This window comes from Nocardiopsis sp. NPDC058631, assembly GCF_042716955.1.
Lineage (GTDB): Bacteria > Actinomycetota > Actinomycetes > Streptosporangiales > Streptosporangiaceae > Nocardiopsis.
In genome coordinates this window covers 1-12,356 of the sequence record NZ_JBHXQY010000127.1, presented here as the reverse complement: position 1 = coordinate 12,356, position 12,356 = coordinate 1, and the positions used below count along the sequence as shown (strand labels likewise).

8 protein-coding genes and 1 pseudogene are annotated in these 12,356 nt (G+C 69.8%); 6 read left to right on the top strand and 3 right to left on the bottom strand.

Annotated elements, in window-relative coordinates; translation table 11 throughout:
* Positions 1-355: 355 nt before the first annotated feature.
* Positions 356-3,598, top strand: coding sequence for a BTAD domain-containing putative transcriptional regulator (locus ACFWTE_RS27415; RefSeq protein WP_378782803.1), 3,243 nt, complete (start codon positions 356-358; stop codon positions 3,596-3,598).
* A 182-nt stretch (positions 3,599-3,780) separates the two neighbouring features.
* Here the strand turns inward: ACFWTE_RS27415 and ACFWTE_RS27410 are convergent, their stop codons facing one another.
* Entirely contained in the window at positions 3,781-4,311 is a 531-nt protein-coding gene (locus tag ACFWTE_RS27410) for a GNAT family N-acetyltransferase (protein WP_378782802.1), read from the bottom strand.
* A gap of 170 nt (positions 4,312-4,481) precedes the next feature.
* On the opposite strand from ACFWTE_RS27410, the gene ACFWTE_RS27405 reads away from it, so the two are divergent.
* The 3 genes and pseudogenes from ACFWTE_RS27405 to ACFWTE_RS27395 all read left to right on the top strand — a co-directional run.
* A complete protein-coding gene (locus ACFWTE_RS27405; protein WP_378782801.1) occupies positions 4,482-5,510 on the top strand; it encodes an ATP-binding cassette domain-containing protein in 1,029 nt (342 codons plus the stop codon).
* Between the two features lie 17 nt (positions 5,511-5,527).
* A complete protein-coding gene (locus ACFWTE_RS27400; protein ID WP_378782800.1) occupies positions 5,528-6,337 on the top strand; it encodes an ABC transporter permease in 810 nt (269 codons plus the stop codon).
* 274 nt (positions 6,338-6,611) lie between these two features.
* Positions 6,612-7,042, top strand: a pseudogene (locus ACFWTE_RS27395) (transposase); the annotation flags it as partial.
* Here the strand turns inward: ACFWTE_RS27395 and ACFWTE_RS27390 are convergent.
* Together ACFWTE_RS27390 and ACFWTE_RS27385 are read right to left on the bottom strand one after the other, a co-directional pair.
* The gene (locus ACFWTE_RS27390) at positions 7,012-7,383 is read right to left on the bottom strand and encodes a transposase (protein ID WP_378782799.1); all 372 of its coding nucleotides are present in this window, start codon (positions 7,381-7,383) and stop codon (positions 7,012-7,014) included. The pseudogene ACFWTE_RS27395 and the gene ACFWTE_RS27390 sit on opposite strands and share 31 nt — an antisense overlap.
* Positions 7,349-9,940, bottom strand: a complete 2,592-nt coding sequence (locus ACFWTE_RS27385; protein WP_378782798.1) for an HAD-IC family P-type ATPase — start codon at positions 9,938-9,940, stop codon at positions 7,349-7,351. Before ACFWTE_RS27385 ends, ACFWTE_RS27390 begins: the two co-directional genes overlap by 35 nt.
* A gap of 315 nt (positions 9,941-10,255) precedes the next feature.
* On the opposite strand from ACFWTE_RS27385, the gene ACFWTE_RS27380 reads away from it, so the two are divergent.
* Both ACFWTE_RS27380 and ACFWTE_RS27375 read left to right on the top strand, forming a co-directional pair.
* Positions 10,256-11,041 (top strand): NRDE family protein, encoded by a 786-nt coding sequence (locus ACFWTE_RS27380; RefSeq protein ID WP_378782797.1) that lies wholly within the window; start codon positions 10,256-10,258, stop codon positions 11,039-11,041.
* A 404-nt stretch (positions 11,042-11,445) separates the two neighbouring features.
* Positions 11,446-12,356, top strand: a 911-nt coding sequence (locus ACFWTE_RS27375; RefSeq protein ID WP_378782796.1) for a cellulose binding domain-containing protein, incomplete at its 3' end; no start/stop codon positions are given.

Here is a 12,356-nt window from a genome sequence, read left to right as displayed (position 1 = left end):
GGGGCCCAACCCCAGGGCCGCCACCCTCGTGGTGCCCTTGGGTAACCGCCGCCCCGGGCCGTCACGGGTGTCCGCACCGGTCACGGCGCCGCGGTCCGGAACGCCATCGCGGTCCCGGTCGCCCACGTCCATCTGGCCGTGTGTACACCGGGGAGGGAACGCCTCCGCAGGAGCTTCTGGAACAGATGAGCGTTTACCTGCCGGTTGACATGCTGGCTCGTGCGAGTGGATCGGCTGCCGCCCAACGGCAACGGTAAAGTGGACCGCAGGGCCTGCGCTCGCGCCGTCAGCCGGACGAGGGGCTGATGGGGGTTCCGCCCGCTCTCCGGATTCGAGGGAGGACTGAGCCGACGTCATGTGGGTCGCCGTGCTGGGTCCACTGGAGATGCGCGACGACAGCGGTGCTCCCCTCACCCTCGTCGGCGCGCGGCTTCGGACCCTGCTGGCGCGGCTCGCACTGGCGCCGGAACGCGCCGTCCCCGTCGAATCCCTGCTTGAGGCCGTGTGGGGGGAGAACCTTCCGGCGAACCCGGTCAACGCGTTGCAGTCGTTGGTCTTCCGGCTCCGCAAGGCGTTGTTCCCGGGCCGGTCAACCCGTCTGGAATCCCAGTCCTCCGGCTACCGCCTGAGGCTCTCGGGGGAGGAGGTGGACCATGCCGTCTTCGAGCGCCTGGTCCGCCAAGGGGCCGCCGACCGCGCACGGGGGGACCACCGTGACGCCGTAGACCGGCTGACCCTGGCGCTGGGGCTCTGGAGGGCCGGTCCGTACTCGGAGTTCTCCGGCGGCGTGTTCGAAGCGGAGGCGGCCAGGCTCAGCGGTCTGCGCCTGCGAGCGATCGAGGACCTCGCCGAAGCCCGGATCGCGATCGGCGAGCCGGAGGACGCGCTGGCGGTGATCGCGGCCGAGGCGGAGCACGACCCACCGCACGAACGGCTCAGTGAACTGCGGATGCGTGCGTTGCGCGACGCGGGCCGACCGGCCGAGGCCCTGGCGCTCTTCGAACGGATCCGCATACGACTCGACGAGGAACTGGGGGTGTCTCCGGCCCTCGGCCTGCGCCGGATGCATGAGGAGATCCTCCGCGAGAGGCCGGGGGCGTCGCCCGTCCGTCCGGTGAAGGCGAGGCCGCGACCGCGCGGCAACCTGATGGCACCGATCACCGGCATCGTCGGCAGGGAGGAGGACACGGAACAGGTCGCGCGGTTGCTGCGCGATTCCCGCCTGGTCACGCTCGTCGGCCCTGGAGGAGTCGGCAAGAGCAGGCTGGCCGCAGAGGTCGCCCGAAGCGTGCTCGACGATTATCCGGACGGGGTGTGGAGAGTCGAACTGGCCGGTGTGAGCGATCCGGCCGCCCTTCCTCGGCAGATCGCGGCCGTGCTCGGTCGGACATCGGAACCGCTGGTGCGTGAACCGTTCTCCGACCCCCTGCCCGATCGGCACGACACCGCGGAGCACCTCGCCGAGAAGCTCACGGAATGGCATGTCCTGCTCCTCCTCGACGACTGCGAGCACCTCGTCGAAGCCTGCGCCCATCTGGCCGAAACGCTGCTGGGCCGGTGTGCGAAGCTTCGGATCCTGGTCACCAGCCGCGAACTGCTGGCCATCACGGGCGAGGCGCTGTGGCCGGTACAGCCGCTCCCGGTGCCGCGAAGCGACGTGGGGCTCCCGGAGGCGCTGTCCTACTCGTCGGTCCGCCTGCTCCTCGAACGCGTGAAGGCGGTGCGGCCGGGCTTCGAGCCCACCGAGGCCAACCTGCCCTCGGTCCTGCAGATCTGCCGCAGACTGGACGGGTTGCCGCTGGCGATCGAACTGGCCGGCGCCCGCGCCCGCGCACTGCCGGTGGAGGAGGTCGCTCCGCGGCTCAATGATCGGTTCCGGTTGCTGACCGGGGGGAGCCGTATCGCCCTGCCGCGGCACCGGACGCTTCTCGCCGTCGTGGAATGGGGCTGGGACCTGCTCCACCCGGACGAGCAGATACTCGCCCGGCGCCTCTCGGTGTTCCCTTCGGGGGCCGTACTGGACTCCGTGGTCGAAGTGTGCGCGGGCTCGGGACTGGACCCGGACGAGATACCCGCGCTTCTCGACTCCCTTGTGGACAAGTCGTTCGTCCAGACCCTGGAGGTGACGGGAGCACCGCCCCGCTACAGCATGCTCGACACGCTCCGGGCCTATGCACTGGACGTGCTGAACGGGTCGGGGGAGTTGGACCGGCTGCGCCACGCGCATATGCGCAGTTTCCGGGCGCTGGCGGACAGGGCGGAGCCCGCGCTGCGCAGCGCGGACCAGGTGGACTGGATCCGTCGGCTCCAGCGGGAGCACGGCAACCTCACCGCGGCCCTGCGCTGGGCGGTCGAGACCGAGGACACGGAGACCGCGGTAGGACTGGTGGCCGCACAGGGATGGTTCTGGATCCTCACCGGCAACCACGCCGACGGCTTGTCCCAGCTGGACGAAGCGCTGTCCCTTCCTGTCGGCGACGAGGCGAGCGGTGCTTTCATCGAGAGCCGCGCCACCGCGCTCCTGTACACATCGCTCCTCCGCAGCTCCGGCGGGGACCGGGGAGGAGCTCGTCAGGCGGCCGACGCCGCGAAGGAATCGGTGCGCGGCCTTCCGGTCGGCGACCTGCTCGCCCTCATCGCGGACTCCGTACCGCCGCTGTGGGCGCAAGGGGCGAAGAGCCGGCCGCCGCTCGGCCCCCTCGTCGCGCTCACCCGCCACACAGACCCCTGGTGGGCCGCGATGGCGCATTTCCTCATCGGCTCGGTGCTCTCCGAAAGCGAGGGCTTTCCGGCGGCGGTCCCCTCCTACGACTGCGCACTCGCCGCGTTCGAGGCGCTCGGTGACAGGTGGAACGCGGCGAATGCCGCCGCGGGAGCGGGAAAAGGCTACAGCCTCGCAGGGGAGGCGGGCGTCGCGCTCTCGCTTCTGACCAGGGCGCTCCTCTACTACGAGGAGCTCGGTGCCCATGATCGGGCAGGGTTCACGCTCGTGCTGAGGTCCCTGGAACACATGCGCCTCGGCAACGTGGCGGCGGCGCAGGAGGACCTCCGCCGAGTCCGGACGCTGCTGGACGAGCGGTGCCCGCACGACGACAACCTGGCCTGCCTGGTCGATCGCGTTCGCGGCGAGATCGCTCTCGGCGCCGGGTCCCCGGAGGAGGGGCGGGCCCACCTTCTCCGCGCGGCGGGCCATCCGGTGAGCCGGTCGGGGCGCCTCCAACCGAGCTGGATGCATCCCTCCATCGCCCTTGGGCGACTGGCCGCGGTCAGCGGCGACCACCGGGAAGCGGAGGAGCGGCTGCGGTCGGCCGCGGAGATCGCGGCGGACGGGCAGGACCGGATGATGGCGGCCGCGGTCGCCGAAGCGATGGCCGTCCTCGCCCTCGCACGAAAGCGCCCGCACCGGGCGGCGCGCATGCTGGGCGCTGCGGAAGCCGCGCGCGGGGGCCCGGACAAGGGGAGCCCCGAGGCCGCCCTCGCCGCCGAGAAAGGTCGATCGCTGCTCGGCGCCCGCCGTTTCGAGGCGGAGTTCACCGCAGCCGCGTCCGCGGACTTCGCGGAGGCCCTGGCCGCGATCCGGGCCGGGGAGCCGGCCTGAGCCCGATCATTCGGGGGGCGTCGCCATCGGAACGTGGGGCTTGCCCGTCACCGCGGTTGTGGGGACCGCTACTCCAGACACTGACGCGGACCGACACGCTCGAACGGGGGGAGGGCCCGCTCGCGGGATCGGAACGGCTCCAGCGCGAGTCGGACTGGTCCAGGGCGCGAAGCGCGTCGGCGTCAACCCTGGGGGGTCAGTTTCTTGACGTATTCGCAGGGTTCCTTCTCCCACTCGTCTCGGGTCAGCGCACAGACCTTCAAGTCCCACAGGTTTCCGCGAAAGAATATGTAGTCCTTTAGCGTCGCCTCGGGTGATTTGTCGAGCATGGCGCCGAAATCTCCGCTGCTCGCTTCTGTCGTCTCAAAGTACACTTTCCTGATGTTCCACATCGCGAACGCATAGTTGACCGTCAGCAGTGTGGCGTCGGCGCCGATTCCCCGCCGCGCCGCAGCCGGGTCGATGTACACGGCGGTATGGACATGTCCCGCGTCCTGATCGAGGTCCAGGAGCATGCTGAACCCGGCCGAGGAGTCGTCGCCGTTCGATTTGATCGAGAAATTCGCGTCTTCTTCATTGCGGACGAAAGGGAATCGAAGTTCGTTGTGCTGTCCAATTCGAGTCGCAGGATCAGATTGTAGTCCTCGGCGGTCGGTATCGTCGATTTGGGTTGCAGTGTGATCCGGCGTGATTTCATGTGGGGGTGGCGTCATGCCGTCGTAGCAACACCGCATTTCACAGGGGTGGCTCATGCAAAAACGACGGATGCTCACCCTCGCTGAACGCGAGGAGGAGGTGTACGCGCTCCGGTCGATCACATCCCTGCCCGGCCGTGCAAGCGCTCTGTGATCGCGTTGGAAGGAGCCGCCGCGAGACTCGGGCCATGAACACAGGACTTCCCGCGATCAGCGTCCACGGCTTGGTCAAACGCTACGGCCGGACGACGGCACTCGACGGCGTCGACCTCTCGGTCGCGTCCGGCAGTGTCGTTGGCGTTCTGGGGCCGAACGGTTCCGGAAAGACAACTCTGGTGAGAGTGCTCGCCACTTTGATGCGCTATGACGAGGGCGACGTCCGGGTCGCCGGATATGACGTGGCCAAACAGGCGCAGCAGGTCAGGTCCCGGATCGGCCTCGTCGGCCAGTATGCCGCTCTGGACGAGCGGCTGACCGCCCGAGAGAACCTGATGATGTTTGCCCGCCTCTACCGCCTGAACAGGGCCGAGGCGAGGGCGGGCACCGAGGAACTGCTGCGGAGGTTCGACCTGGAGTACGCGGCGGACCGCGTCGTCAAGACTTATTCAGGGGGGATGCGGAGAAGGCTTGACCTCGCGGCCAGTCTTCTCGTCTCGCCCGAAGTGCTCTTCCTTGACGAACCGACGACCGGGCTCGACCCGAAGAGCCGCCGTGAGATCTGGGGAATGGTCCGCACACTGGCGGTCGAGGGAACGACCATATTGATGACCACACAATATCTCGATGAAGCGGACCAGCTCGCTGATCAGATCGTGGTGCTGGACTCCGGAACGGTGATCGCCGAGGGAACCCCGGGGGAATTGAAGGACTGGGCCGGAGGAGAGCGGCTGGAGGTCGTCGTCCCGGAGTTCGAGGACCTTCACGACACGGCTTCGGCGATAGGCGGTGTATCAAACGGCACCGTGATCGTCAAAGAGGATGAACGGAAGATCACTATTCCCGTCCGGAATGGGATCGCCGCGCTGGCATCGGTGGTCCGCGAGCTCGACTCCCGAAGTGTGGCCGCGGACGACATCGTGCTGCGCCGACCGACTCTGGACGACGCCTTCTCCGAACTCACGGAGTCGCGGCGCAGGCTGGAGGACAAAAAGGGGTCGGCAGACAAGCAGGCCATTCGGGACACGTTCAACTTCAGGACCGGGAACAGGGGCGCGTGATGAGCACGATAAGCGGTGTGGCGCATAAGGAAGACCGGCGCAGGCAGTCAATTTTCATCGATGGCATGGCCATCACCATGCGCGAGCTGAGGCACCTGCGGCACCAACCCGTCCTGCTGCTGGGCGAGGTCGTCTTCGCCGTCCTCTTCGTGGTCCTGTTCGGCTATGTTTTCGGCAGTGCGATCAGCGTGCCCGGAGGCGGTGACTACCGGGAGTTCCTGATGCCCGCGCTCTTCGCCGTCACCGTCTTCTTCGGGGTGACGACGACGACCGAGGAGGTCGCCAGGGACGTCGAGCGCGGAGTCATGGACCGGTTCCGCTCCATGCCCATGTCCCGGATCGCCGTTCCCCTCGGCCGGACGACCGCGGACATGCTCGTCTCGATCCCCGCCCTCGTCGTCATGGTGGGTGTGGGGCTCGTCGTGGGCTGGAGGCCGCACGAAGGTCTCGCACCAGCGCTGGCCGCGTTCGCCCTGGTGATCCTGTTGGGATACGCGATGCGCTGGGTCGGAGTGGTGGTCGGGCTCTACGTCACCCCCGCCACCGCTTCGATCGTGGTGCGGCTGGTGCTGCCGCTGGCGGTCCTCTCGAACGCGTTCGTACCGACCGAGGGCATGCCCCCCGTGCTGCGGACGATCGCCGAGTGGAACCCGCTCAGCTCCCTGATCACCGCTTGCCGGGAGCTGTTCGGCAACCCGGTGGGCACCGCGGCGGACGCCAGCTGGCCGCTACAGAATCCGGTCATAGCGACCGTTGTGTGGTCGCTGCTGATCCTGCTGGTCTTCGTGCCGGTGGCGGTGGCGCGCTTCCGCAAGCCCGAGCGGTAAGCCCTCGCGGTGCGAGCCGGATCCAGCCGGTGCGCCACGGGTGCGGTGCTGCCCGCTCGATCGTCTCGATCGGCCGGACTCGATCGCCGCGCTGGGAGGCGTGTGTCCCGCTGGCAGGACGGCCGGCGATCGCACCATGAGTCGGCCGCATCAGGTCGGAGAGTTCTGCGGGGCGCCGCCACCTGGGCGGCCGGCAGGAGGGCGGGCGGCGCACAGCCGCCCGCCCTCACGTCGGAGGAGCTCGCCTCATGGGGGTTGTCGGTAGGCCGGCCGTGTGTCGATGGTGGAGCGGCCGGCGCCGCAAGAGCTGTGGGAACTGTTCCAGCGGGTGGTGCCCGAAGCACCTACCCGACCTCAGGGCGGCGGTCGACGCGGACACGGAGACCGGCAGGTGTTGGCCGCGATCATCTTCGTGGCCAGCACCGGCCGCACCGGCCGCCGGTGTTCGGTCCCTCCGGGCCCACCGCGCACGCCGCTTCACCGAGTGGACCCGGGCAAGGGTCCGGACCAAGCTGCACCGCCTGGTCTTGGGCGAACCCGGGTCCCGTGGCGAGTTGGACTGGTCGCGGTGCGCGATCGACTTGGTGAACACGCGTGCTCCCAAAGGGGGACCTGACGGGTCCCGATCCCGTCGATCGGGGCAGGAAGGGGTCGAAGACCCACCTGATCACCGATCAGGCCGGTCTGTCCCTGTCCAAGTCGGTTTGACACCTACCGAGGCGTCGTTGGCCGGGGGCGTGCTCCCGTGGGGACTGGCCCACGAACTCCTGCAGGGCTTGCATGTTGCCGTCGGGTAGGCGCTCGGCCATGGGCTGAATGGACTTGCGTCGTCCGTCCAGCATCAGTCCGCGCAGGTAGCAGTTGCTCCAGACGCGGGAGTACTTGCGGGGGACGGAGGCGAGGACCTCGGCGCAGAACGCGCCGAGGTCCTCGCGGAGTTCCTCCACAACAGCCAGTTCGACTCGCCCATCAAGCGGAACCGAGCCGATAAAGCAGGAACGTGACGAAGTACTACTGGACAGAGGAGGCCGTCCGGCGCCCGGCATCCTCCCGTGCCGCCTCCTCGGCGGCGCGTGCTTCCGACCGGGCGATCCACCGGTCGTCCACCACCCGGATCACCGTGATCGCCACGATCGCCACCCCGGCCACCGCCAGGCCGGTGAGGACCTTGGCCGGGTCACTCACGTCCAGGTCGAAGAACCACCGGCCCAGGGGCGTCACCATGGCCAGCGTCAGCAGGCCCACCATGGAGCACACCATCAGGACCTTCCACCACACGTACGGCTTCGCCACCAGCAGCAGCACCCACAGCGTGGTCGCGCACAGCGTGATCACCACCGCGGTGCGGTCCGCCGGGTCCGGCACGGTCCGCCCACCCAGCACCAGCAGGTAGGTCGTCACCGCCGCGAACCCGGCCACCATCCCCGAGGGGATCGCCAGCCGCAGCGTGCGCATCACGAACCCCGGCTTGGCGATGTCGGTGTTGGGCGCCAGCGCCAGGAAGAACGACGGGATGCCGAAGGTCACCGCGTTGATCAGCGTCGCGTGGCGGGGGAAGAACGGGTACGCGACCGCGAGCAGCCCGACGATGATCGCCAGCGTCATCGTGTACACGGTCTTGGTCAGGAACAGACTGGCCACCCGCTCGATGTTGCCGATCACCCGGCGGCCCTCGGCCACCACCCGCGGCAGCACCGCGAAGCGGTTGTCCAACAGCACCAGCTGCGCCACCGAGCGCGACGCCGGGCTCCCGGACCCCATCGCCACGCCGATGTCGGCCTCCTTCAGTGCCAGCACGTCGTTGACGCCGTCGCCGGTCATCGCCACCGTGTGCCCGCGGCCCCGCAGGCCCCGCACCATGTCGCGCTTGCGTTCCGGCGTCACCCGTCCGAACGCGGAACGCTCCTCCACCTCGCGGGCCAGCTCGTCCGCGTCGGCGGACAGATCGCGGGCGTCCACCGGCCGCTCCGCGCCCGGCAGGTCCAGCTCACGGCCCACCGCGCCGACGGAGGCCGCGTGGTCACCGGAGACGATCTTGACGTCCACGCCCTGGCCGGCGAAGTAGTCGAGGGTGGATCCGGCGTCCTCGCGGACCCTCTGGTCCAGGACCACCAGGGCCACGGAGCGCACGTCGCCCGGGGCGTCGTCGGAGTCCACCCGGGCGGAGGCGCGGGCGAGCAGGAGCACCCGCAGTCCCTGCGCGCCGAGCCGGGCCGCCTCGGCCGCGGCAGGGGCGTCGGGGGAGGACAGCACGTCGGCGGCGCCCAGGACCCAGTGCTCCTCGCCGCCGGGGGCGAGGAAGCTGGCTCCGCTCCACTTGCGGGCCGACGAGAACGGCGCCAGTGCGGTGACGGGCCAGTCCGGGGCGGCCACCCCGGCCGTTTCGAACCCCTGCGCGATCGCGGCCATGCTCGCGTTGTGGTCGGGGTCGCTGCCCGCCAGCGCGGCCAGCACCAGGGACGGCGACGGCCCCTCGTCCTGTGCGCGTCCGCCCAGGTCACGGATCTCGGCCAGCTTCATGCCGGCCTCGGTCAGGGTGCCCGTCTTGTCGGTGCACACCACGTCGACGCGGGCCAGGCCCTCGATCGCGGGCAGCTCCTGCACCAGGCACTGGTACCTGCCCAGCCTGATCACCCCGACCGCGAAGGCGATGCTGGTGAGCAGGATGAGTCCTTCGGGGATCATCGACACCAGGGCCGCGACCATGCCGCGCAGCGCGTCGGCCAGCGGGCCGGAGATCTGGCCGCCCGCCGCCGGGGCGTCCAGCGTGACGTGCCCGCCCATGAACAGCTGGCTGTAGATGAGCAGGGCGCCGATCGGGAACAGCGCGTAGGTGATCCAGGTCAGGATGCGGTTGATCCCCGAGCGCAGTTCCGAGTGCACCAGCGAGAACCGGCTCGCCTCCTCCGCCAGGCGGGCCGCGTACGCGTGCCGCCCCACCTTGGTGGCTCGGAAGCGCCCGGAGCCGGCCACCACGAAGCTGCCCGACATGACCGTGTCGCCGGGCTGCTTGAGCACGGGGTCGGCCTCGCCGGTCAGCAGGGACTCGTCGACCTCCAGCCCTCCGGCCCAGGTGACGAGGCCGTCGACCACGATCTGGTCGCCCAGGCCCACGTCGAGGACCTCGTCCAGGACGATCTCCTGAGTGGCCACGCGCACTGTCACCCCGTCGCGCACCACCCGGGGGCGGGCGGCGTTGACGATCGCGAGCTTGTCCAGGGTGCGCTTGGCACGCAGCTCCTGGACGATACCGATCAGCGTGTTGATCACGATGACCATGGCGAACAGCCCGTCCTGGACGGGGCCGATCACGGCGATGATCGCGAACAACACCGCGATCATCGCGTTGATCCTGGTGAACACGTTGCCGCGGATGATCTGGCCGACACTGCGGCTGGCACGCACCGGGACGTCGTTGGTCCGGCCGGACGCGACCCGCTCGGCGATCTCCGACCGGGTCAGCCCCGGTTCGGGCGGGGGGCCGAGAGGGCCGGGCCCGGTGCGGCCGGGGCGCGCATCGGTGACGGTCGGGGCAGCCCCCTGCGAAGCCCTGTCCGGGGTGCGGTTGGCACCGTCGTCGGGTCGGTCGGGTTGCACGGGCACGCACACTCCTGGCTGGTACGGGAGACGAGGTGGTCGGGTCCCGGAAGACACATGGGGCACACCGGCCACAGACGTCCTAAGAGTAAGGAGGTCCACAGCCTAGAAGACCCCCTGAGTCAGCGCAGGTGCAGTGCCCCCCGGATACCGGGTGGTACGGACACCACGCCGGGCCGGAGGAGGGGGCCTGCCCGGTCCGGCACCCGCCCGCCACTCCCGGAGGAGCCCGCGGCGTCGTAGAGTCCAGGTACCGTTCCGTTCACCCTCCGGTGCGGGCCCGCCCGGGCCGTGCCGCCGGGGGAGACAGCAGAGGTCCTCATGTGCACCGTCATCGTCGGATTCGATCCCGGCGCGGACACACCCCTCGTCATCGCGGCGCTCCGGGACGAGATGTCCTCCCGGCCCTGGGACCCGCCCGCCCACCACTGGCCCGACCGGCCCGCGCTGGTCGGCGGCCGTGACCGACTGGCGGGGGGAACCTGGCTGGCGGCGAACTCCGAACGCCCCCGTGTGTCGGCTCTGCTCAACGGGTGGCCCTGGGACGGGCGCATGCCCTGGGAAGGGGTGTACCCGGCGAGCCGGGGCGACCTGCCGCTGCACGCCCTCACGCACGCGGGTCGGGACCCGCTGCGCGGTGAGGACCCCACCCGGTACGCGCCCTTCCACCTCCTGGACGCCGATCCCCACAGGGTCGGGCTGCACAGCTGGGACGGGCGGTGCGTGGACACCCGGCCGCTGCCTGTGGGGGTGAGCATCGTGGTGAACACCGGCCTCGACCCGCAGGACCCGCGGGCGGAGCGCCACACGCCGGAGTTCGCGCGGACCAGGCCCGACCCGGGCGACCTGGCCGGCGTGTACGGCATCAAGGAGGTGTGGGGGGAGTGGCCGCGGCTGATCACCGAGGCCGCCGGTGCGCCACCCCGCTCGGCGGGTTCCGATGAGTCGGGTGATCCGTCGGGCCTGATGGCCAGGGCCGACCTGGGGGACGGACGGGTCTGGGCGACCGGTTCGGTGACGCTGGTCGCGCTGGACCGGGAGACGGTCCGCTACGCCTTCACCGACGACCCGGCCGACGCCGGCGCCTGGCGGATGATCGAGGTGTGAGAGGGGCGGCCCGGCGATACAAGGGGGCGCGGGGGAAACGTCGGCGAAGGATTCCCGCAACGGGGTGTTTACAGGAGGTCGGCGTCTGGTTACTCTCGTGGGAGCGTTCCCAAATGATGTGGGTCACATTCTTCCGCCATCCCCCTCCCCTGACATCCCCCTCCTTCAACCTCCTTCCCGCCCGGCGTCGCACCATGATGGTCGGGCTTTCTTCGCCTGCCGCTTGGGAGCGCTCCCAAGCAGTTCTGGGCGCGCTGCGCCCCTGCCCGGAAGAGGTCGTCATGCCCCGTGCGCCTCCGCCCCCGTCCACGTCTGAGCGGACTCCACACAACCGTCGCCCGCACAGCCGGACGACACTCCGCATGCTCCTTTTGGTCACCCCCCTCCATCAGGAAGAAGACGACATGAACAGAATCCACCGTGGAGCGGGCACACGCTCGCGGACACGACGAGGCCTCGCCGCGGTCTCGGCCCTCCTACTCGGCACCACCTTGGCCGTTCTCCCCACCACGCCCGCGAGCGCCGCCCCGGGCTGCGAGGTCGACTACCAGGTCAACGACTGGGGCTCGGGTTTCACCGCGAGCGTCGAGATCACCAACCTCGGTACCGCCCTCAACGGCTGGACCCTCGACTGGTCCTTCCCCGGCAACCAGCAGGTCTCGAATCTGTGGAACGGATCGCACACCCAGTCGGGGCAGGACGTGTCGGTGACCAACGCCGGTCACAACGCCTCCGTCGCCACGAACGGGACCGTGTCCTTCGGGTTCAACGCCTCCTACTCCGGCAGCAACGCCGCGCCGTCGGAGTTCACCCTCAACGGCGTGCTGTGTGACGGCTCCGTGGACCCCGGGCCCGACCCGGACCCCGACCCCGACCCGGATCCGGGGGACGGAGAGCGTGTGGACAATCCGTATGAGGGTGCGGATGTGTACGTGAATCCGATCTGGTCGGCCAACGCCGCGGCCGAGCCCGGCGGGGACGCGGTCGCCGATGAGCCCACCGGTGTGTGGATGGACCAGATCAGCGCGATCGAGGGCAACAACAGCCCCACCACGGGATCGATGGGGCTGCGCGATCACCTGGACGAGGCGGTGGTCCAGGCCGCGGGTGAGCCGCTGGTCTTTCAGGTGGTGATCTACAACCTGCCCGGGCGCGACTGCGCGGCGCTGGCCTCCAACGGTGAGCTGGGCCCCGAGGAGATCGACCGGTACAAGGACGAGTACATCGATCCGATCGCGCAGATCCTGGCCGATCCGGCCTATGCGCACCTGCGGATCGTGACGACGGTGGAGATCGACTCGCTGCCCAACCTGGT

Excerpts from the sequence above, each read along its gene's own strand:
- ACFWTE_RS27405 (WP_378782801.1), top strand. The coding sequence starts at position 4,482 with ATGAACACAGGACTTCCCGCGATCAGCGTCCACGGCTTGGTCAAACGC.
- ACFWTE_RS27410 (WP_378782802.1), bottom strand. The coding sequence starts at position 4,311 with ATGACGCCACCCCCACATGAAATCACGCCGGATCACACTGCAACCCAA.
- ACFWTE_RS27415 (WP_378782803.1), top strand. The coding sequence starts at position 356 with ATGTGGGTCGCCGTGCTGGGTCCACTGGAGATGCGCGACGACAGCGGT.
- ACFWTE_RS27390 (WP_378782799.1), bottom strand. The coding sequence starts at position 7,383 with ATGCCGGGCGCCGGACGGCCTCCTCTGTCCAGTAGTACTTCGTCACGT.
- ACFWTE_RS27380 (WP_378782797.1), top strand. The coding sequence starts at position 10,256 with ATGTGCACCGTCATCGTCGGATTCGATCCCGGCGCGGACACACCCCTC.